A 21244-nucleotide genomic window follows, 5' to 3' on the forward strand; every position below is an offset into this window, starting at 1 on the left:
CGAATCAGGGGAGAACAGGAGACGACCGCAGTTGGTGGGTGAGGACGGTCAGCCGCGGGCCGACCCGGGCGAGCCGCACCTTGGTCCACGCGTGCAGCATGGCGGTGAGCAGGTCGCACGTCTCCCACAGCAGCACTCGGTCGCGGGAGACCGGCGAACGTTCCTGGTAGGCCGCGAGGAATCCCTCGCACAGGTCGTCGAGCAACGCCAGGTTGTCAGCGAGGTGCGGGCCGCTCATCGGCTGTCCACTCGCCGCAAGAACGCTGATCCCGATGTCACGCAGCTTCGCCCGGAACCTGCCGAGGTCGAGAGCGGGCTCCGCCATGCAGGAGCCGTCGAAGTCGATGAACCCGACGGCGCCGTTGTCAAGCAGTACTTGCGCCGGGCGGAAGTCGTGGTGGGCGCAGACCGCCGGGTCCTCGGGCAGGACGGCGGCATGCCGGCGCATCCGGGTGATCAGCGGCCGCGCCGCCGGGCGCAGCGCCGGCACCGACTGAGCCAGCCTCGCGATCACCTCGTCGACCTCGGCGACCTCCTCGTCGAACGTCGCCACCCGACCGTACTTCGCCCCGCACCCGTGGAGTGCCGCGAGCGCCACCGCGGTCCGGGCGAGTTCGTCCCGCAGCCGCCCGAGCGCCCGGTCACCACCGTCGGTGATGGCCACCCGCGCGAGTTCCTTCAGGGTCTGCTCGCCCGGCACGGGGCCCTGCACGAGGATCCGTTCCTGCGGAAGGTACGCCAGCGGTTCGGCCAGCGTCACCGTCTTGCTGCCGCTCAGCTCGGTGTTCCACAGGGCCCGCATCGCCTCCCAGGCGGTGTTCCCCTTGTCGCCCTGGTGGGTCTTCAGCACCACAGGGTCGGGCAACCCGCGGTCCGCGTGCTCATCGGCGTACCTCATCCGGACCACCACCGTGCACCGGCTTCCCGGCTTGTAGCGAACGACGTCCGGCGAGCAACTCGCGACCTTCACCTCGCCGTAGCCGGCCTCACCCAGGACTCTTTCGATGAGCCGGCCGGCCAGGTCCGGCTCGACCAGGGACGGTACGGCGGGCAGCGCCTCGTCGGCCAACTCGACGTGGAGTGCGAGCCGGAGTTCGGGAAGCCGGCAGCTCCAGCCCGCCGCACCGAACGGCACATCCGCCGCGACCGGCTGGTCCGTCATCCCGCCCGCGTCCGGCAGTTCGGCGGACGGCGGCCAGAGATTGCCGACGAGGACGACGTCGGCTTCGCCACCCTCCGGGCCGGGGTCGACCCGGAGTCGGTAGCGCGCCAGCCACTGCGCCCCTTTTGCCCGCAACCGTTGCGGCGTGCAGGACAGCAGGCGGACCCGCCCGTCGGCGAGCTCGGGTACGTGGCGCCGCAGGGCTGCCTCCACGCGGTCGGGCATCATGCAGGCGGCGAGCCACTCCGGCAACGACGCGAACGCCGTCAGGGAGTCGACCACCATTTCGTCGTTCAGCGGCATCATCGGGTAATCCTCCGTGTCCAGTCGTCGTTGTCGTCGAGCAGTTCAAGCGCGGTTCTCAGCCGGTCGTCCTTGAGCTGCCGGCAGGCCCGCAGGGCCGTTCGGGCGAGGCTCGCGTCGCGGTGTACGACGACCCGGGCGAGCAGGTCCGGATCAAGCGCCGCACCCGGCAGGCAGGCCTCGGCGTAGGCCCGCAGGAACACCCGGCCCAGCTCGTCCAGCAGGGGCCAGGCGGCGGCGCCGGCCGCCTTGGTTCCCGTGAGTTGCAGGTGGGCCAGGAACCGGCCGAGGTCCACGGCCCGCTCACCGCGGCGAACCGTGTCAAGGTCGACCAACGCCATGTCGCCCGACCCGACCAGAAGCTGTGCCGGGGTGAAGTCGCCGTGGCACAACACCTGGTCGGAGTCGGGTATCTCGGCCGTCTCGTCGAGGATCCCGGCAAGGTGCTGCTGGACGTGGTCCGCGACCTCCGGCCACACCTGCCGTACGGTGTCGAGGTCGCCCCCGACGGCGGCCACCTCCTCGGCCCGGGAGTACGCAAGGACGTCGAGGATCTCGCGTCGGTGCAGGGCGGCAAGCACCCGGCCGGCGGCCGCCATCGACTCGACGGCGGCCCGCGAGGTCGGCGCGGAGCCGGAAGCGGACCAGGCCCACGAACCGGCGCGCATCAGCGGCTCGCCCGGCACGGCCTCGGTGAGGAGCAGACGTAGCCTGGGCAGGTAGCCGAACGGGCGGGGCAACCGGAGGCCGTCCGCCGCGGCGGCGAACGATCCGGCCGGGCTGAGCGCGTCCAGGGTCGCGGCGGTCGCCACACCGCGACCTCCGTCGTCATACACCTTGCCGTACAGGGAAGTCGGGCCGGCACCGTCGCCCGGTGGCCGCTCGTAGCGCAGGACGCAGGCACCCTCGCGCGGGTAGTGCACGACTTGGCTCGACCAGCCGGCGGGGCCGGCGCCGGCGAGTTCGGCCAGTGCGCTCGAGTCGACGGCACGAGCCAGGGTTGGCAAAGCGGGGTCCAGGGGGAACGGGTGGAGGGCGATCCCGGTCCCCCCGACCACCCCCGCCCACCGTCGCCACGGTCCGGCCGCAACAGTGTTCTTGACGCGCTCGACCAGTGGCTCCAGGCACTGCTCGACGTACGCCTTTGCCGCCTGGCGGTCCGGGTGGACGCGGGCGAGCACAGTGCGTTCGGGCGTCCAGTCCGAACTCCCACCGAGCAGGTTCTCCGCGATCCGCACGACGTACCGCAGAGCGCAGCTTCCGTCAGGGAAGTACCACAGCTTCTCCACACGCGCGTCGAGCACCGGGTGCGCCGCCCCGGGCGTCAGCAGTGTCTGCTCGACTGCCTGTACGGCGAAAGTCGGATCCGTCGCCTGCCGGAGGTCCGGCAGTCGGGTGTGCAACGGCTCCGCGAGCATTGACGGCCGGTGGACTTGGCGGGTGGGCGGGAAATCGTTCTCGGCCGGGTCGTCTACGGACCCTTCCGGCGGCGTGGCGTACGACGGCCTGGGCCCCTCGACGATCACGCCGTCGGCGACCTCCAGAACCCGGTCGGCGAACCGGATCAGGTCCTGGTCATGGGAGATGATGATGGTCGTCCTCCCCCGCATCAGGGTGCGCAGCGCATCGACCACCAGGCGGGTCGACTCCCGGTCCAGGCCGGTCGTGGGCTCGTCGAGGATGAGGATCGGGCTCTCCCGGATGAACGCCCGGGCGATCGAGAGTCGCTGGCGCTGTCCGCCGGACAGCGTCGTGGCCCGTTCGGCCAGATGGGTGTCGTACCCGTCCGGCAGCTCCTCGATGAACCCGTGTGCGTTGGCCGCACGGGCCGCCGCCTGGATGCGCTCGATGGTGGCGTTCTCGATGCCGTAGCCGATGTTCTCCGCGACGGTGCCGCTCAGCAGCACCGTGTCCTGGAGGACGAGGCTCACCTGGGCGCGGACGGACGCGAGCGTGAGGCCGCGTAGGTCGTGCCCGTCGAGTAGCACCGCGCCGCTGGTCGCGTCGTACAGCCGGGGCACCAGCTGCGCGATCGTGCTCTTGCCCGCACCGCTGTGCCCGACGAGGGCGACGATCTCCCCGGGCGAGACCTCGAAGTCCACGTCGTGCAGGACCGTCGGCCTGCCGGTCGCGCGTGACCCGTCCGCGTGCTCGGCCGGGTAGTGGAAACCCACGTGCCGGAAGGTCACGCGACCCTTGAGCGGTGGGGCCGCCACCGCGTCCGGCTCGTCGCGAACGTCGACGTTACGGTCGAGCAGGTCGTCGATCCGCTCCACACTCGCGAAGACCTTGCCGACCTTGTACCACTCGCTGACGATCTTGCGGGCAGGCTTGAACATGTTCCGCAGCAGCAGGACGAACAGCACCAACGTGCCGACGGTGATCGCCCGCCGATCCAGCAGGAAGATGCCGATCCAGACGACGGCGGAGATAGCCAGCGCCTCGGCGAGGGCGATCACGAAACTGAACTGCGCCTGGACGTTCGCGGTCCGCAACGACGCGCGCATGCTCTGCTCGGTCTGGCCGGAGAACCGCTGAAGATCGACGGAGCCACGCCCGTAGCTCTGCACCAGCCGGATGGAGGTGAGCATCTCCTGTGCGGTCGAGGCCAGCTCACCCTCCCGGGTGCGCTGCGTCTTCGACGCGGCCTTGATCCGCCGGGAGAAGTACTGCGAGATGCCGGCCAGCAGCGGTACGACGCAAAGCGCCACCAGGGCGACGTTCCACGACTGCCACAGCAGAACGGCGAACGTGCCGACCAGGACCATCGCGCTGCCGACGATGTTGCTGATCGACGCGACGACGAACTCCTCGAGTACGAGGACGTCGCCGGTGACCCGGGTCAGCACGTCACCGGTGCGCTTCTTGTCGTGGTAGGCCAGCGACAACCGTTGCAGGTGCGAGTACATCGCGACCCTGAGGTTGTAGCCGAGCACCCGGCCGGCCCGCGCCATGCAGACCTCGGCGAGTGAGTCCGCCGCGCTGTTGATCGCCGCGATGAGCACGATCGCGATGGTGAGCACCGCGATCGTCTCGATCCGCACGGACGAGATGAACGCCGGGATCCCCCACTCGCGCGGCGTCGGTCGTCCGGACTGCAGGAAGTCGACAAGATAGGCGATCGGGTACGGCTCGGCGATCGCGGTCAGCGCCTCGAATGCCAACAGCACAAGGGCGCCCACGTAGGCACGTCTGCCACCCTTGAACCGCCGGAAGATCCGCACGCTGCGGCGCAGATCGCTGACCTTGCGTTCGCTTGGCGGGGTGTAGGTCTCCCGCGTCATCGTGGAAGTCACGGCCGTGCTCTTTCCAGCTTGTCGAGACATCGATGTGCGTGCGCGGCGAGCGCACCGGGCAACGGTGAACGCGGTGCCCGGGCGAACGCGCGGAGGGCCTTCCGTTCGAGTGCGACCGCCTCGTACCAGCGGGCTTGCAGGCACGCCGTCGGATCGTCCCAGCCACCGCGTGCGCGGAAGTACGCCGTGAGGAACTCCTCACCAAGGACCGCGAGAAGATCGGCGTCCGCCGGTTCGCCGCCGGCCAGCCCGCATCGAACCGCCTGCTGGGTGAGGGATGCGAGGAACGTGCCGAGGTCACCGGCGGGGTGCGCGACGCCGCAGTGGTCGAGATCGAGCATGGCCACCCGGTGACCGTCGAGCAGGAACTGGCTCGGCTTGCAGTCGCCGTGCACGAGGCTGTTGTCGTCCGCGTCCGTACGGCAAACGGCGGCTCGCATCTGGTCGAGTCGCTCGGCCAGCCCCGCCAGCGTCGTACCCAGCGACTCGTCGACGGTGGCGATCCGGCCCGCGCGGAGCCCGAAGCGACGTAGCTCGCGTTCGACCGGCCGCTCCCGGGTGCTGATCACGGGGTACGCGTGGAGTTCGGCGAGTGCCTGGGCTGCCTGGCGTACCGCGGCGACCGCAGCCGCCGCCGACCGAACCCTCCGCCCGGCCCACTGCCGCTCGAGCGGCACACCGGACACCGCCGCCTGCACGACGGTCGCCAGGTCGGGGAGGTGGGCGACGACCGGCGCCAGTTCGAGTACGCCCGCCGGGGACGGGGCCGCCGCCAGGGCGCGGCTCTCGCGCACTACCGCCGACGCCTTGTCGGGGTCGTGGTAGACCTTCACGACGTACGACGGGTCACCGGGAGCGAACTCCAACCACAACGTCGCCCGCTTGCCGGGCCGGTAGCGCAGAAGCCGAACCCGGCAACGAGAAACGCGGGTGCCGGCCCGGTCGCCGAGCGTGTCGCGCATCCGCCGGGCGAGGATCGCCGGGTCCAGTACCTGCCGCAGCCAGGGCAGGTCCGGGTCGTGCGGAAAGACCGACAGCCGTACGCCGGGAGCGACCAGCGGCCCGCCTCCGTTGGCGGCCCCGTCGCCGCCGAGCAGGTCCTCGCCGAGCAGGTCGCCGCGGACGAGGTGTTCGCCGTACTGGTAGAGCACCAGCGCCCGATGGCCTGGCTCGTACTTCGCGTCCAGCACGTGGCACGCTCGCGCGGACCGGCCGCCGGAGCCACCGAGCGCGGCGGCCAGGCGCGGGCCCATCACGCGAGGCTGCAGCGCTTCGGCGAACCGGGCCGACTCGCTGGACAGCCGATCGGCCGGGCCGGCGCCGGAGTGGATCGGGCGGACCCTCGTACGGTCCGGAACCTGCGTCACGGGGCCACCTCCGCCGCGATCGGAGTCCTCGGGTCGAAGACCGCCTCCAGGGCGAGCGCCGCGGCCTCGACGTCGTACTCCGACTCGACCGTTTTCCGGCCGCTCTCCCCCAGCCGGCGCCGCAACGCCGGGTCGGCAACCAGTGCGGCGAGGTGTCCGGCGATCCCGTCCACGTCACCGGGCTGGGCGATCAGGCCGTTCTCGCCGGACCGGACCAGCTCGGGCACCCCGCCGGTCGCGGTGGTGACGACGGGGATCGCGCAGGCCATCGCCTCCACGAGGACGTTCGGGATCCCGTCCCGGTCACCGTCGTCGGTGACGCACGGAGTGAGCACGAACACGTCGGTCCGGGCGAGGGCGTGGGCGATCTCGTCCCGATCCCGCTCACCGCGGAAGGAGACCAGCTCACCCAGCCCGAGTTCTGCACTGAGCTCGGTGAGTTGGCGGCGCAGCGGGCCGTCGCCGTAGATCTCGCAGCGGAAGCGGGATCCGGACTCGGCCAGGGCGGCGCAGGCGCGGAGCAGGTCGGCGAAGCCCTTCTTCTCCACCAGCCGGCCGACCGATACGAGCGTGAGGCCCGGACCGGGAGCCCGGAGGGTGGGAGTGAAGCGGTCGAGTTCGACGCCGTGGTGTATGACCCGCACCGGCGGCCGAACCGCGTCCGGGACGGTCTTCGCGATGTAGTCGGCGTTGACCTGGCAGCAGGTCACCACGGCTTCGGCGGCAGACGCCCGCGCGACCAGGCCGGCCGGCGGTATCTGGTAAAGGTCCCGTGCGTGGGCGGTGAAGCTGAACGGCACTCCGGTGAGTCGGCGGGTGAGCATCCCGACCAGGGCGGGGTCGTGGGCGAAGTGGGCGTGGACGTGCGGCGCCCGCGCACCCGAACGCCGCAGCCGGAACGCCAACGCCGCCACCACGACGGCGTGGTCGAAGCAACGGATCGCCGAGCAGGTGGCGTACCCCCGGCTCAGTCCCGGGTTGGCCAGGACGTGGACCAGCGTCGCGACATAACGCATCGGGGCGGTGGTCAGGACGTGCGCGTGGTCGGAAATCCGGGACCAGCGTGCCCGGAACCCACCGACGTCGAGGAAACGCACCGGCGCCCGCACCTTGTCAACCTGGGGTTGGCGGCGCTGTTCGCCGGAGTGGGCGAGGCTGACGATGGTGAGCTCGCGTCCGCGCCGTTCCATCGCCAGCACCTCGTCGAGGATGAACGTCTGGGACAGGCGCGGCCAGCTGCGCACGATCATGATCACGTGTCCAGGCATTCCAGCCCCCTCTGGAGTGCTCGGGCCACCTCGCGGGTGCGTGCCGGCCCCTCCGGGCACCGGTGTGGCCCGGTGCCCAGGACGAGTTGCTTCGCGATCTTGAGCCAGGTGTACGCGCTGAACAGCGCGGTGCGCCCGAGGTCCGGCCGGCCCGCTGTAGCGACGTACTCCTCGAGGAACGCCCGCCGCAGCGCGCCCGCGTGTGCCGGGTCGGCCCGCAGGTCGAGGTAGGCGCAGAAATGCGCCACGTCCAGGGCGGGGTCGCCCATCCGCACCTCGTCCAGGTCGATGACGGTCACGGCGACGTCGACGAGGACGTGGCCCGCGTGGAAGTCCTTGTGGATCGGTACGTCGGCACCGAGCGGAGTCAGCTGCGCGGCCCGCGCCCAGCCGTCGGCCAACCGCCAGACCAGGCCGAGCAGGTCCGGTTCCCGGTCCGCGACGAGGCTCGCCCACCCGCGGCTGCCAGCGCACTCCACACTCAGGTCGAGGCGCCGGGGCAGGATGACGTCGCAGCCGTGCAGCCGAGCCAGCCAGCGCGCCGCGGCCCGTACGCCCGCGATCGCCGCCATGCCGTCCAACCGGTCGAGGTGGACGCCGGCACAGTGCCGATAGAGCATCAGCCCGCGTTCCAGTGGCGAGGGCAGCGGCTCGGGTACGCGCAGGGCGCCATCGCCCTTGAACGGTCCGTCGGCGAGCGCGCGCAGGTTGGCGTCGGCGAGCGCCGCGCGGTGCGGATGAACGAACAGCTTGCCGACGAGCTGGGTGGGAACGCCGGGCCGCAGGCCGCGGACGGTGTATCGCAGGACCGTACGCCGGCCGGGCGCGTGCTTGATCAGCCGCGCGGCCGTGACGTCCAGATCGGCGGGCTCGGCGGCGACCGGGGCGAGCTCGGGCCGCAGCGCCCGCGTCATCGCGTGCCGGTCCAGGAGGTGCCCGGCCAGCGGCGCCGAGGTACGTGTCGGGATGGCGGCGACCAGCCGTTCGAGACCGTCGAGCAGGGCTGGAACTCTGCGCCAACCGGACAGCTCGAGGCGGCGGTAGCGCCGAGCCGCGAGCGAGACCAGCGCGAGACTCCGCCACCACGCCAGCGCGTCGGGATCGACCCGTCCGGCCCGCCGCTCGTAGCCGGCGACGAAGGCGCGCGCCGCCGCCTCGACGGTGGAGCGCTCGCCCGCGTGCCGGACTCCCTGCCACAGCAGGTGGGCGAGCGCGGCGCCGAGGTCGCGCTCGGCGTCGCACCGGCAGACGCCGTCCAGGTCCAGGATCGTCAGCCGGTTCTCGGCGGCGACGACCTGACCGGGCCGGAACCCTCCGTGTCCGAGGACCTGTTCCCCACCTGTGGGCTGCCACGACGAGAGCCGGTCGAGCGCTGCCGTGAGCCGCCGGCCGACCGGCGGATCGGCCTGCCGCGCGGCCGCGAGCGATTCGGAGACGACCTGGAGTACGTCCGCCGCGGTCCGGTCGGGCGCCGCGACCTGCTGGCTGTGGAGGCGGGCCAGCAGAGTGCCGAGCCGGTATGCCAGCCGCACCCGCACGCGCGTCGGCACAGCCGGATCGCGGAGCAGGTCGGACAGGCGGCGCCCCTCGACCCCTTCGTGTACGAGGACTGCGTGCTCCGGCCAGGTGACGACCAGCTGAGCCAGCAGCCAGGGCGGGGCCGCCGTCGCCAGCTCCGTGAGTACGGCCGGCACGCCGGGTGCCGCCTTCCCTGCCGTCTCCGCGGCTGCCTTCGCCGTCGGCCGGAACACCTTGGCGTACATCACGTGCACACCGGCGTCGGTTCGGAGCTGGTACCGCAGGACGCAGCGGGATCCCGGCCGGTACCGCACCGGTTCGATGACGCAACCGCGAACCACCCCGGTGTCCAGCCGCGCCGCGAGCAGGTCGCCCACCGCCGCCTCGTCGGCGGCTCTGGCCAGGCCCGGCAGAGCCGGGTCGGCCCGGTAGTCGTGCCGCGTCGACCCGTCCGGTGTCACCTCCCAGGCCGCGAACGTGTCGGTCCCCGCCGGAGACGTCACCCGGTAGGCGAGGACGCACCGTTCGCCCGGCGTCCAGCGTGCGTCGTGCGGAATGAATCCCGGCGTACGGGAGGCTTCCGCCATCACCTCGCCCAGGTGCGGCAGGGCGGGATCCAGCCCGGCGAGCAGAGCGCCGGTCGTCGCGAAGGCCTCCACGCTCACCGTGCACCTCCGGCCACGGAGTTCTCGGCCCGCTGGACGGCACGGACGACGTGGTCCGCCCACTCGGGGTGGTGCACCGGGATCCGCCGGGCGGCGAGCTTGAGCTGGAAGAGCACCGCAAGGTCGTGCGCCCTGGCCTGCCGGACGCGGTCGCAGGGACCGTACCCGTCGAGGAACGCCGAGATCGCCGGCCGATCGTCCACGTCGAGCGACGCACACCACCACGACAGGTCCGCGACGAACTTCCCCAGATCGAGGGCGGGCTCCGCGATCGCCGCCCGGTCCAGGTCGAGCAGCCGGAGTTCGCCGTTATTCGCAAGGAGGTTGTCGCACTTCAGGTCGCCGTGGGTCAGGGTCGCCGGTTCGGCCCGGCGGGCGGCCAGACCGTCACCGATGCGGCCGATGACCTCCCGGATCCGGGCGCCGACCTCTGGGAGCAGGCCCTGAATGTGTTCTGCGGCGCGGGCGGTGACGGCCAGCTCCGCAGACGCGTCGTACGTCGGCAACGGCGGCATAGGCGGGTACGCCGGCGCCGCTCCCGGCCGCGCGGCGTCGGCAGGCACAGGCCCCGCGTCGTGCACGACCCGCAGTGCCCGGCCGATCCGGCGAAGGAGGCCGGGCGCCCGCGGGTCGGTCAACTGCCGCCAGAGCGGCTCGCCGTCCTCCGCCGCCCACCACGCTGCCTGGTCGGCCTCGACGTACCCGATCGGCCGTGCCGGCCGGACTCCCGGCGCCGACGCCGACAGCACGGTGTCCAGCACCGCCGCGACCGCGACCGCCCGAGCACCGGTCCCGTCGCGGTACGCCTTGACGAAGCTCGCACCCGAGGCCGGCGACGACTCCCCCGCCTCTCCGGCGGTATCGGCCGTCACGACGCGGAGGACGTGTCGCTGGCCTGGGCGGTAACGGATGGTCTGAACCTCTGTGTGCACCTGCGGGTGAACCTCACGCCCACCCGCCGCGGGCCGGCCGGCGAGGCTCGCGGCCGTCGAGGTGACGTAGCCGGGCTCGTAGAGACGGACGAGCCGTGGGAAGGCAGGATCGATCGGGGCGATCACGAGCGTGAGGCACCCGTCCGGTGAGGCCGCCACCAGCCGCGTGAAGGGCCCCATCAGGCCGCGGGACTCCGCCTCGCGTTCCAGCGGCAAGGTCCCGCCGAGGTCGGCCGGGACCATCGACCACGTGACGGCGAGATGGCGCGGAGCGGGGCAGTCCTGCCCGGCATCGAGGGTGTAGTACGCGGAGAGCTTGCGGCCTGGCTTGTACTTCGACCGCAGCAGGTGCGGGACAACCAGTCTCGACCGACCCGGCAGACACTGGTCCAGCAACGGTCCGAGGCCGTAGGCGAACGGGTCGCTGACGGCCCGGCGGACGCCTTCCGGCCCGAGGTGGCCGGCGACGAGCCGAGTGATCTGCCCGGACGCGGGCGAGGAGATGCTGACCACGGTCAGCCGTCGACCAGCAGTTGGGCGTCCCCGACCGCAGCCGGGGCGGGCGCCAGCACCTGCGCCTCTGATGTCGGCCTCACCTGGTCCAGGCCTGCCAGCAGCCGCTGGGCCGCCACCTCGCGACCACGCAGGTCCGGCGGATAGTCCGGCGTACCGGACACTCCGGTCAGGAGCTTCGCGGCGGCGTCCCCGAGCGCCTCCCCCGCGAGCTGGTCCGGAGGCAGCCAGTGCACCCAACCTCGCTCGGCGAACAACCGCGCCCGCAGCTGCTGCTCCGCGCTCGGACCCCTGCGCGGCACCAGGAGAGCGGGCTTGTTCTGGCTGAGGATCTCGACCGTCGTGTTGTAGCCGGCCATGGCGATGACCAGATCGGCGGCGCCGATGTAGCTCAGCGAATCGGCGACCGAGGTGAGGATGTGGACCGGCAGCCCACGGGCACGTGCCACGAGCCGGCTCCGCTCCTCCTCCGGTAGGAAGGGCCCGGTGACGAGGACGACGACGCACGGTCTGTCGGTGAGCAGCTTCGGAAGCGACCGCAGCAGGGAGTCGAACAACGGGTAGGCGTCCGCACCACCCCCGGCCATCGCCACGACGAGGGCGGAGTCGGCGGGCTCCCGAGCGAGGTAGCGCTCGCGCACCTCCGCGGAATACTGGCTCGACTGCGTCGCGCACACGTATCCGCAGTAGCGCACGCGCTGGGCCGGGGCCGCCGGCCAGTCGTACTCCGCGGCCACGTCGTACACCTCGCGCGAGCCGTACACGAGCACGTCGTCGTAGTGGCGTTCGATCGTCTCGAACGCGCCCTCGAGCCGCCACCGCCGCTGCACCGTCTCGGGCGCGTCGAGAATGTCCCGAAGGCCGAGCACCACCCGCACCGGCCTCGCCCGGGCGGCCTCCAGGGCGGGTACGAGCTCGCCCATCGCACCGGTCGGCATGTGGTCGACCAGCAGGACGTCCGGCCGGAACTTCAGCACCGCGCTGCGGATCAGTTCGCGGCGCAGGGCGAGTACGTCGTCGAACGGTGACGACAGGGCGACCGGTTCCCAGCGGCCGGGACCAGTTTTCCGGATGCACGGAAGCTTCAGGTAGTCATGACCGCCGGAGGGCGTGAAGAACTGGCCCAACGGCGAATCGGAAATAGTCAATGTGCTTGCGGGCACGCGAGCGCGAAGGAATTCGGTTGCGAGCAGCGTCGTACGCCGCATGTGCCCCAACCCCAGACCATCCTGGGAGTAAATGAGCAACCTGGCCTCATCCATGCTTTCCGCCATGGCTTCAGCTCCCCGCCCCGTATGTGCGGTCCCGCGACGAGACCGCCACAGATAAATGTGTCGAACGCTGCTTTCACGGCGTCAAGGAGTAGTCATATCGCGCAGGCCTGTTGCTTGTCTTCTCTTTACCTCCGGTTCACCAGTTGAGGGCCTTCCCAGGACTGGTGCCGGCGCCTGGTTGGTCGCTCACTAATAGTTGCGACGGACCGCTGAATCTCACTGCCCGGCCCTTCCCTGCGGCCTGCGGTTTCGTCGTTGCTTTTCCGAGGCTTTGCATTTCCCACTCGGTTCGGCAGCGGGTCGGTTAACGTCAGCTGAACGACTCACCAGCACCCACATTCCGGATCACACAACAGGTGTTTTCGCCGGGTCTGCAAGCGGAATGAATGCTGTACCAATTCGGGCACCAGCAGTGCAGTAAAAGCTGGAGTTAAGATGCGATATCTCGTGACCGGTGTCGCCGGGTTCATCGGAAGTCAGGTGGCCGAACGCCTGTTGCCACGCGCGACGGAGCTGATCGGCGTCGACTGCTTCACCGCTAATTACCCGCGCGCGGTGAAGGAGGAAAACCTCCGGCACCTTCGACCGAAACCCAATTTCTCCCTGCTGGAGGCCGACCTCGGTGTCGCGGACCTGCCGGCGATTCTTTCCGGCGTCGACGTCGTGGTCCACCAGGCCGGCCTTCCCGGTGTGCGGCCTTCCTGGGGGCGGGGGTTCTCCGAATATGTCGCCCACAACGTCGTGGCGACCCAACGACTGCTCGAGGCAGCCCGGAACGTGGGCGTCCGCAGGTTCGTCTACGCGTCGAGTTCCTCCGTCTACGGAAACGCCGCGAGCTATCCCACGTCCGAGGAGGCGGTGCCGCGACCGTTCAGTCCGTACGGTGTGACCAAGCTCGCGGGTGAACACCTCTGCGGCACCTACGGCGCCAACTACGGCCTGTCCACGGTCGCGCTGCGGTACTTCACCGTGTACGGGCCGCGCCAGCGCCCGGACATGGCGTTCCACCGGTTCGTCGAAGCCGGGTGCCGGGGCACGGAGATCAACGTGTACGGCAGCGGCGAGCAGGTACGCGACTTCACCCACGTGGACGACGTCGTACGCGCCAACGTCCTCGCGACCGAGGCCGACCTGCCACCTGGGAAGGTGCTCAACATCGCCGGCGGGAGCCGGGTGGACGTCAACACCGTCCTTACGCTGTTGGCCGGACTCGTGCAGACGCCTCTACGGGTAACGAGAGTCGATCACCAGGCGGGCGACGTCGAGGAGACCTGGGCGACCTGCGACGAGGCCCGCCGCCTCCTCGGCTGGACACCGACGGTCGAACTCGTGGACGGACTGGCCAGCCAGGTCGACTGGCATCGGACCCGGCTCGAACCGGTTCTGGCGCCGACCACGAACGGCAATCACGATCCGGACCTCAGCGTCGTCCCGGCTCCCGCAGTACGCAGGCCCGCGAACGCCCGTGGCTGAGCGAGGTCTCTCCCCTGTCGATTGGCGCCGTCGTCAGCGCGCAGAGGTGGGCCGCACCCGCCAGCTTTGTACGTCACGCAACGGGAAGCCGGGGTCTGGAAGACCATCAGGGAACTGGGCGAGTGCGGTGGCTGCAAGCTTGCTGATCTCCTCCAGCGCAGCGACCTGGAAACTCCACGGGTGACGTGTCCGTGCCCAGTATGCGCCCAAGGCTCCGAGTGGAGCGGGACTGAGAATCGGGGCCATGACAAGGCTGCGGACGAACGTCGGGCGGTAGGCCTCGGCCGGGATGCGCGGGTCCCGCCGGATGTCGCTGATGACAACGGTGCGGTGGTTCATCATTGCCCAGCCGCTCACACAGTCCTGGACGGGGAACCGCTGCCCCTTCCACAAAGGACTCATCGCATCCTCGTCCGCGTAATAACACATTTCGTGGTCAAGAAGGACGAAGGTCGAGCCATCCGCGGCCAACACCCGTCGAACGCCCCGTTTGACGATCCGCTGGACTTCTTCGACAGTGCGGGCCCTTTCCAGTTCGCCCGCGACGCTCCGAATACTGAGGCCGACTCGCATATGCGGACACCTCCCGCCAGTTGGAGGGGCCCCGACCCTCGCGGAACTCGGTCGGCCAGGCCGACCCCGTCCCGGGGCTCCGGTTCGGTGGACTGGACGCGCCAGACGCGTTCATCCACTTCCAATGAGCCTCATGCTAGGGCGGGTTGGAGCGAATCAGCAGTGCGGGTCCCGCGTATCTCCTCGTCGTGATCGCCCCAACGCCACCCTCCTGGTAGCCGGTAGCCCCGACAGCGGCACACGGAGCAGCGATCTTGCACACGCAACCGCCGCGGTCTCCGCGTCTTTCAAGCCGCGCTTTCAACAGGGCTCCGGAACCGTGCGCAGTGAGCCGGCGTCATCGTGCAATCATGGGAGCAATCGAACTGTTCGTGCATGTCTCGAGCCATCGCATGCCCAGGCCGATGTCTACGACCTGCGGTCGGCCCCGCGGAAGGCAGGTGGCAGATGGCCGACTTGTTCAGGTGGGATCAGGACCTTCTGGGTGACAAGGCCTACGACGAGCTCCTCGTACGTTTGGAGGAGGTCGGCGCGGGCTCGCCTGCAGGCCGCTATTACCACGCGTGCTACGGACGTCCGGATCACCTGAAGATCGTCGACGTCTGGGATTCTCCGCGGCGCTTCCAGGAATTCGCCGAAACACTCATGCCGATCCTCGAGGACCTCGGGGGCAAGCCGATGGAGGCCGACGTCTGGCCGGTCTACAACATCCGCAAGCCGCCATCGACGGGCATCGCCACGCCCGGATGCCTCTTGGCCAGGTTTGAGCCGCCAGGGATGAGCATCAGCCAGTACGAAGAGATCATGAAACGCCTCGGCCAAGTCGGCTACGGCGAACCCCCTGAGCGGCTGTACCACGTCTGCTACCGCGAGGAGCGCGGACTCCGCGTCATTTCGGTTTGGCAGAACGGACAAGCATCCCGAGCATACTTCGAACAGGTTGTCCGCATATGCCTCGATCTGAGGATCCCCGGAGTTCCACTCGCCGAGCCCGCGATCGAGGACGTTCACCACATCATCGACGGCTCACCACTCCTCCCTCCCTCCTCCTGCAGCCGGCCAGACTGAAATCGCAGCACCGCCGGCAAACCCGGAATGCAAGCGGTCCAACGGGTTCGCTGCCGTCTTCCCATAGGTGTCGTGCAACATCGGACGCTTCATCGGCCAGCCGGTCGAATGCCGGGCGGGATGGCGATGTCGGCGCGCCTGCATGAACGCCCGTCGCTGAGCGCCACGGGGACTCCGCCGTGCCGCGTTCTCACGCCGGATGAGGAACGACCTCCAACCCCACCGGACCGTTGACGATGAACGACGGCAGGCGGGCAGGCTGCTCCCCGGGACAGGTGAGCGCAAGGTCAGGTAGGCGCTCGAACAGCGTGGTCAGGGCGACGTACGCCTCCAGCCGCGCTAGGTGCGCGCCCGGACAGAAGTGGGGGCCGTGGCCGAAAGCGAGGTGCTCCTTGCTGGTTCGGGTGGGGTCGAAGCGTTCCGGGCGGTCCCGGTGGAGTTCCGGATCGCGCCCGGCGGCGGCGAAGGCGACGATGATCGGGTCGCCCTTAGGGATCACGACGCCCTCGCCGAGATCGATGTCCTCGACAGCGAAACGCATCGGAACGTGCATGACCGGACCCTCGAATCGCAGTGTCTCCTCGACGAGGTCCTCCCAGCAGATGGCTCCCTCGCGAATCCGGTCAAGGTTTCCGGGGTGGGTGAGCAGGGCCTGGACGGCGCTGGTGATGAGATTGACGGTCGTCTCGTAGCCCGCACCGATCATGAGGAAGAGGGTGTCGAGCAGAACCGGGTCCGGCATCGGCGCCCCGTCGGTATCGGACGGCAGGAGCAGGTCGCTGGTCAGATCGGCGGCCGGATGCTGCCTCTTGTAGCGCAGCACCTCGGAGAGCGTGTCGTGGAGTTCGGCCTGGATGGCCAGCGCACGCCCCGGGTCGGCGGATGGATCCAGCGAGGCGTCGATCGCGGGGCCGACCTTCTCCCGCAGGTGATGGGGTACGCCGAGCAGGTCACAGATGACGGTCATGGCCAGCGGTAGCGCCAGGGCCTGCCGTACGTCGGTCGTCGCCCCATATGGCACGGCGGCGAGTGCCTCGACCAAGTGGTCCGCGGTCGCTCGGACCTGCGGACGCATCCGTTCGACTCGCCGCGGTGAGAACGACCCGGCGATGCGGCGCCGGGACCTGCGATGTTCCTCACCGTAGGCGTTGAAGAAGTTCTGCTGCAGAGCTATCGGGGCGAGCGACCAGCCCTCCGGCGCGTCGGCCAGGCCGGGCCAGTGCCGGCGGGGATCGCGGGAGACGCGCGGATCGCCGGTCAACGCCTGGATGACGCTGTGCCTGGTGACCGACCACGCGTGAACGTGGCCCGGAAGCTCGACAAGGACCGCGGGTCCGTCGGCGCGCAATGCCGCGGCCTCGGCATGCATCGCACGCGCAGTGGAATCGAGAACGGGACACCTGGGAACCGACGACGACATGGTGTTCCCCTCATGGGTAGGTATGACGAGCGGCTTTGTCGATTCCGCCCCATGAGTGGCCCGGCAACCACGGAATCGCTCAGGCAACCCTTCTGTTCTACGCGTGTCGTCCTTGCGATAGCAAGGATTTCGATTCGACCGATGACACGGGACGCCGCACAGGTGGCGGACTGCCGCGGCTTGGCGCAGACCTGGTGCCGGCGAGACGGCCGACTCCGGTAAGAGTGTCCGGAGTGATGAGCAAATGCACCCTTTGCCAAGCCCCGGTATGGGCCGAGCTCCGCTACCTCCAAGGCGCACCGACGCCGCGGAGGACTATCCGTCGTACCCGCGAGCAAGCCGCTCGCCGGGCCGGAGGTGGGCGGTCGTCGTGGTCGACGCGGTGGTCAACTCGCCTCGACAAGCACCCGCATCGGGAAGCCGAGGCCCTTCCGGCGCCTCGCGGACACGCCGACAAGTTCGCCTCCATGCGTGCGACATCGACCAGTTCGCCGCTCCCGCACCGGTCGACGTCGTGATGGCGCTCCACGCGGGCGACGTCGCCACCGACAAGGCGATGCATCTTGGAGTTCAGACGTGTGCGCGGCACATCCTGACCGTTGCCTGCTGCCAGCAATCCCTGGTGAGGAGTATCCGAGCAAACGCGGCGTCGACGACTGCGATCACACGGCACCAGCTGTTCAAGCAACGTCTGGCGTACATGGCCGGAGACGCCATGCGGGCGCTGCTGCTCGAGATGGAAGGGTACGAGGTCGACATCGTCGAGTTGGTCTCCTCGCGAGCAACCGACAAGAACATCATGGTTCGTGCTCGCAGACGAAACCTCCCCGCCGACAACACGCACGCAGAGGCACTCGCCTCGTTGATGGCGTCCTTCACGACTGTCCCGGCCCTCGCCCACTATCTCGGGTACGCAGCCCCGAGTGGACCAGACGGCGAGTCGTCCCCCACGAGGCGAGCCACCGACGGCTCCCACCATCGGCCCCGTGACCCTGTCCGGCGCTAGACCATCGACCAGCTGTCATCCGGCCGAGTGTCGAAAGCGCTGGTACCAAGCCTCGGACGCTTCGTCGGCCAGCCGGTCGAACGCCGGGCGCGGGATGGCGACGTCGGCGCGCCCGGGAATCTCGAGGAAGTCCAGCAACCGGCGTACGGTCGCCTCGTAGTCGGCGACCAGATCCTCATAGACCACGGTGTACGGCACCACGCCCCAGCGGTCGAACTGGTCCTGCATGTCGGCCTCGCGCTGGTTGGCGCCGACGAGGAGGTACTCGAGCCCGTCGCGATCGTAGCCGTCGATCAGCTCAGTGGCGCTGGTACGCGGCGGCGCCTCGCCCACCACGGTGTCGGCGCGGTTGGGCCGATGCCACTCCTGCGATCGGATCGCGCGCAGCCACGAGACCGCCAGACGGAGCTTGTTCCGCCGGGTCATGAAAACGTGCTTGCACTCGGGAAAGACCGCCGCCCAGGCCTTGCGTCCATCAGGATCGACCACGCCCGGGATCACGCCGGCGAACAGCTCCGTCAAGTCCCGGTGCAGGTCCGCGCTCATGCCGTACTTGGCCCCCATGACACCGATTGATGTCGCCGCCTCACGCCACAAGAAGTCGCGCAGCTGCACCGCATCGGCGACGCCGTACTTGGCCGTCAGCCCGCGACCGACCGGGTCCTCCAGCCACTCGCGCGGCCGCCCGGCGATGCCGGTGTCCTCCAGCGCCTGGGTCAACATGGTGCTGCCCACTCGCTGGCTGAACCAGATCAGATACGACTGCCGGGGCGCCGCGACCACCATGCGCAGAGCCTAGCCCGCCCTGCCATGAAGCCTGCCTGGGTCTTGCGTGCGCGACCTCAGGTCGGTCAGCACAGGCAGAACGGGTTGCCGGCGGGATCGAGCATCACCCGAACATGCTCCTGAGGCTGGTCCTCCGCCAGACTCGCGCCCGCCTGGAGCGCCCACACGACGGCCTCGTCGAGGTCATCCACGCCTATGTCGAGGTGCACCGTCGCGTTCTGACCGCCGGGCCTGCTCGGCCAGGTAGGCCGCTCGTACCCCTCATCGGACTCGATGTTGATGCCCAGCAGCGTCGGCGTGGATTCGTCCTCGGGTGGCTGGAGCTGAACCCAACCACCCTTCGGCCCTTCATCCACGATCCGCCAGCCCAGCAGTCGCTCATAGAACCTGGCCAGCTCCCGAGCGTGCGGAGCCGGCGGTGCCGTGATCGTGACGGCCCCGATCCGCATCGGCGGTCGTGTCATGGTGAGACCGTACTACCGGTCAACTGGCCCCTCGGAGCTCGACGTCCGACCCCGTGGTGAATGCTTCCAGAACTGGGACTCCTGAGCTTGCGCAACACTGCCTTGACAGGCGATCTTCAGAGGCCGCCCGCCGCGAGTGGCCGCATGCGGACACAGGCTGGGGCTCCGACGAGGTCCTGCGCTCGGATGAGCAGAACGATTGCACGACATCCCCACCTCTGGAGGCAGACGTGACCACGGATCCGCGGCTCACGACACGGGAGCTGTCGCCGCAGACGTGGAGCAACTTCGAGAAGCTCTTCTCCCAGGGCGGAGGATGGGACTTCTGCTGTTGCATGGTCCCCCACCGCGGCTGCCACCTCACCGGGAAGCAAGCGCCTACCAGAGCCGCGGGTCACGCACAGAATCTGCAGGCAAAGAAGGATCTGGTCATGCAGGGCCGCGCCCACGGCATCCTGGTCTACCGCGACGGCGAGCCCGTCGGATGGTGCAAGTACGGGCCAGTCGACGAACTCCCCATCGCGGGTCTCGCTAAGCCGGGGAGGAAGATCGCCAACCAGGCCCACGACCCCACTTCGCAGTGGCGCATCCCGTGCTTCGTCACGCACAAGCAGCACCGGGGACAGGGAATCGCACGCACCGCTCTGGCAGCCGCGCTGGAATCGATCCAGGGCAACGGCGGTGGCTGGGTCGAGGCCACTCCGCTGGCCGGTACCTACTCGCTTCCGCAGCGCTACCACCAGCTCGCCAAGACGTACGGCAAGGACAGCCCGGAGGCGCAGAAGTACTTGGAGGAGTGGCCGACGATTGTTGTGCGCGGCATCGGTCGGGTCCCCGCGGAAAGGGGCGGCTTTGGCAGTCGCGCCTGGGTCGGCACGGTCTCCATGTTCGAACGCCATGGGTTCGAGGCGGTGGAGATCGTCAGAGGCTCTCGCGTTCTGATGCGCCGGCACCTCTGACCGCTCGAGGACGACAGCGTTGATGACGAAGGCGGGAGCGATCGCTGCGCTGTCGATGTCTGTCCCGGAGCCGCCCTCCTGTAGGAGGTCGCCGCGTCCATCCTCGCCCCGGTGGTTGGTGGACACAAGACTTGTTCTTTGCGTTCGGCAGCGCGGAGACTCGGCCCATGTGCTCAGGTCGACAGCCGCCAAGTTCGCTCGACGTCGACGAAGTGCAGCAACGACTGCGCCTGCCAGAACCGACAGCCACATGGGTACGCACCCTACGCGGCAAGTCCAACTCGCAGGGAACGGCGCTTCCGGACATCGACGTGGCTGATGGGCTGCTCGAGAGGCTGGGTGTCGAGTCGACCGACCGTGTCGCAACGCTGCGGGCCCGACCCGATCCGGTGGCGGACCCGGCACTGTGGTGGGTCCTGGAACGAGTCTGCGAGGACCTACGAGCCACCATGGGCACTCCACCGGCGGGCGGTGGCTGGCCGGCGCTACCCCCGCACACCGGCTCGATCGGTCGGCATCTCCTCGTCTGGCGTGCCTCGCGGTCCTGCCCGACGTTCCTCCGATTCCAACGGCGCTTCCAGACCTTCACCGACCGCGAGCAAGCCGACTGGGCACCCCTGGAGCACCTCTTCCACCGGCGCTACGAGGGCAACGACGTCCCCGCGGAACTGCTCGACGAACTCCCCCGAGCCACCACCCTCCAACGAGCCGTCGTCGCCCACCTACGCGGCGGTGATCACTGGTACAACCAGACCGGCTGGATCGAGGTCTAGACCGCCGGCCTCCTGCAGTACACGCGGCCCAGGTCGGGCTCCGAGCCTGGATGGCCGGCCGCGGCGTGGCTCGACTTCCTGGTCCCTCACCGAGCGTGCTGCTACGTTGACTCGATGGGGTTGTGGATCTTCTGGATCGTCATCGCACTACTGGCCACCGTGGTCGTCCTGGGCGCGGTCCAGAGCCGGCGGAGGTCCTGGTCGCGGTCGATTTCCGGCCGGCACCGGGGAAATGTGCCGGACGAGAGCACGATCAAGAGCCGTGGCGACGACCCGGGTGTCGGTGGCCCTGGGTCCACCGGTGGTTTCGGCATGTAGGACCGACAGCCGGCCACCCTTCTCGAGCTTCACGCCTACGACCGAGCCCACTTTCACAGCGGGCGTACAGGCTGCGTACAGGTGAGACCCATACCGTCGCTGTCGT

The 21244-nt window shown here is 69.6% G+C and carries 17 protein-coding genes and 1 pseudogene; 7 read left to right on the plus strand and 11 right to left on the minus strand.

Features of this window, described 5'->3' with window-relative positions; translation table 11 throughout:
* Nucleotides 1-4: 4 nt before the first annotated feature.
* From F4554_RS19360 to F4554_RS19390, 7 genes are read right to left on the minus strand one after another with little or no spacing between them, the layout of a single operon-like run.
* On the minus strand, nucleotides 5-1468 hold the full coding sequence (locus tag F4554_RS19360) for a phosphotransferase (RefSeq protein ID WP_179788872.1): 1464 nt from the start codon (nucleotides 1466-1468) through the stop codon (nucleotides 5-7).
* A complete protein-coding gene (locus F4554_RS19365) occupies nucleotides 1465-4761 on the minus strand; it encodes an ABC transporter transmembrane domain-containing protein (RefSeq protein ID WP_179788873.1) in 3297 nt (1098 codons plus the stop codon). Before F4554_RS19365 ends, F4554_RS19360 begins: the two co-directional genes overlap by 4 nt.
* A complete protein-coding gene (locus F4554_RS19370) occupies nucleotides 4758-6128 on the minus strand; it encodes a phosphotransferase (protein WP_179788874.1) in 1371 nt (456 codons plus the stop codon). Before F4554_RS19370 ends, F4554_RS19365 begins: the two co-directional genes overlap by 4 nt.
* Nucleotides 6125-7396, minus strand: coding sequence for a glycosyltransferase family 4 protein (locus tag F4554_RS19375; protein WP_179788875.1), 1272 nt, complete (start codon nucleotides 7394-7396; stop codon nucleotides 6125-6127). Before F4554_RS19375 ends, F4554_RS19370 begins: the two co-directional genes overlap by 4 nt.
* Entirely contained in the window at nucleotides 7381-9579 is a 2199-nt protein-coding gene (locus tag F4554_RS19380; RefSeq protein ID WP_179788876.1) for a phosphotransferase, read from the minus strand. Before F4554_RS19380 ends, F4554_RS19375 begins: the two co-directional genes overlap by 16 nt.
* A complete protein-coding gene (locus F4554_RS19385; protein WP_179788877.1) occupies nucleotides 9576-11024 on the minus strand; it encodes a phosphotransferase in 1449 nt (482 codons plus the stop codon). Before F4554_RS19385 ends, F4554_RS19380 begins: the two co-directional genes overlap by 4 nt.
* A 2-nt stretch (nucleotides 11025-11026) precedes the next feature.
* Complete coding sequence (locus F4554_RS19390) at nucleotides 11027-12151, minus strand: glycosyltransferase family protein (protein ID WP_179788878.1); 1125 nt, start codon at nucleotides 12149-12151, stop codon at nucleotides 11027-11029.
* 582 nt (nucleotides 12152-12733) lie between these two features.
* On the opposite strand from F4554_RS19390, the gene F4554_RS19395 reads away from it, so the two are divergent.
* On the plus strand, nucleotides 12734-13771 hold the full coding sequence (locus F4554_RS19395) for an NAD-dependent epimerase/dehydratase family protein (protein ID WP_179788879.1): 1038 nt from the start codon (nucleotides 12734-12736) through the stop codon (nucleotides 13769-13771).
* A 33-nt stretch (nucleotides 13772-13804) separates the two neighbouring features.
* Here F4554_RS19395 and F4554_RS19400 read toward each other — a convergent pair whose 3' ends face one another.
* On the minus strand, nucleotides 13805-14344 hold the full coding sequence (locus tag F4554_RS19400) for a GAF domain-containing protein (protein ID WP_179788880.1): 540 nt from the start codon (nucleotides 14342-14344) through the stop codon (nucleotides 13805-13807).
* A 447-nt stretch (nucleotides 14345-14791) separates the two neighbouring features.
* Between F4554_RS19400 and F4554_RS19405 the strand changes: the two genes are divergently transcribed.
* Nucleotides 14792-15412, plus strand: a complete 621-nt coding sequence (locus F4554_RS19405; protein ID WP_179788881.1) for a hypothetical protein — start codon at nucleotides 14792-14794, stop codon at nucleotides 15410-15412.
* Between the two features lie 190 nt (nucleotides 15413-15602).
* On the opposite strand, the gene F4554_RS19410 is transcribed toward F4554_RS19405, so the two are convergent.
* Nucleotides 15603-16781: a cytochrome P450 family protein gene (locus F4554_RS19410; RefSeq protein ID WP_202889371.1), complete on the minus strand. Its 1179-nt coding sequence runs from the start codon at nucleotides 16779-16781 to the stop codon at nucleotides 15603-15605.
* Between the two features lie 319 nt (nucleotides 16782-17100).
* Here F4554_RS19410 and F4554_RS34090 point away from each other — a divergent pair.
* Together F4554_RS34090 and F4554_RS32350 are read left to right on the plus strand one after the other, a co-directional pair.
* Nucleotides 17101-17442, plus strand: a pseudogene (locus F4554_RS34090) (methyltransferase); the annotation flags it as partial.
* 90 nt (nucleotides 17443-17532) lie between these two features.
* Nucleotides 17533-17838 carry a hypothetical protein gene (locus F4554_RS32350; RefSeq protein ID WP_238341354.1) on the plus strand — a complete coding sequence of 102 codons (306 nt, stop codon included), beginning with the start codon at nucleotides 17533-17535 and terminating at the stop codon, nucleotides 17836-17838.
* Nucleotides 17839-17853: 15 nt separating this feature from the next.
* On the opposite strand, the gene F4554_RS19420 is transcribed toward F4554_RS32350, so the two are convergent.
* Together F4554_RS19420 and F4554_RS19425 are read right to left on the minus strand one after the other, a co-directional pair.
* Nucleotides 17854-18624, minus strand: coding sequence for a Stf0 family sulfotransferase (locus F4554_RS19420; protein WP_179788884.1), 771 nt, complete (start codon nucleotides 18622-18624; stop codon nucleotides 17854-17856).
* A gap of 65 nt (nucleotides 18625-18689) precedes the next feature.
* Nucleotides 18690-19088 carry a VOC family protein gene (locus F4554_RS19425; RefSeq protein ID WP_179788885.1) on the minus strand — a complete coding sequence of 133 codons (399 nt, stop codon included), beginning with the start codon at nucleotides 19086-19088 and terminating at the stop codon, nucleotides 18690-18692.
* A gap of 431 nt (nucleotides 19089-19519) precedes the next feature.
* Between F4554_RS19425 and F4554_RS19430 the strand changes: the two genes are divergently transcribed.
* From F4554_RS19430 to F4554_RS19440, 3 genes are all read left to right on the plus strand, one after another.
* Nucleotides 19520-20047, plus strand: a complete 528-nt coding sequence (locus F4554_RS19430) for a GNAT family N-acetyltransferase (protein WP_179788886.1) — start codon at nucleotides 19520-19522, stop codon at nucleotides 20045-20047.
* A 167-nt stretch (nucleotides 20048-20214) separates the two neighbouring features.
* Complete coding sequence (locus F4554_RS32355; protein WP_238341355.1) at nucleotides 20215-20820, plus strand: acyltransferase domain-containing protein; 606 nt, start codon at nucleotides 20215-20217, stop codon at nucleotides 20818-20820.
* Nucleotides 20821-20934: 114 nt separating this feature from the next.
* Complete coding sequence (locus tag F4554_RS19440; protein WP_179788888.1) at nucleotides 20935-21138, plus strand: hypothetical protein; 204 nt, start codon at nucleotides 20935-20937, stop codon at nucleotides 21136-21138.
* Nucleotides 21139-21244 lie beyond the last annotated feature (106 nt).

The organism is Actinopolymorpha rutila (genome assembly GCF_013407855.1).
GTDB classification, from domain to species: domain Bacteria; phylum Actinomycetota; class Actinomycetes; order Propionibacteriales; family Actinopolymorphaceae; genus Actinopolymorpha; species Actinopolymorpha rutila.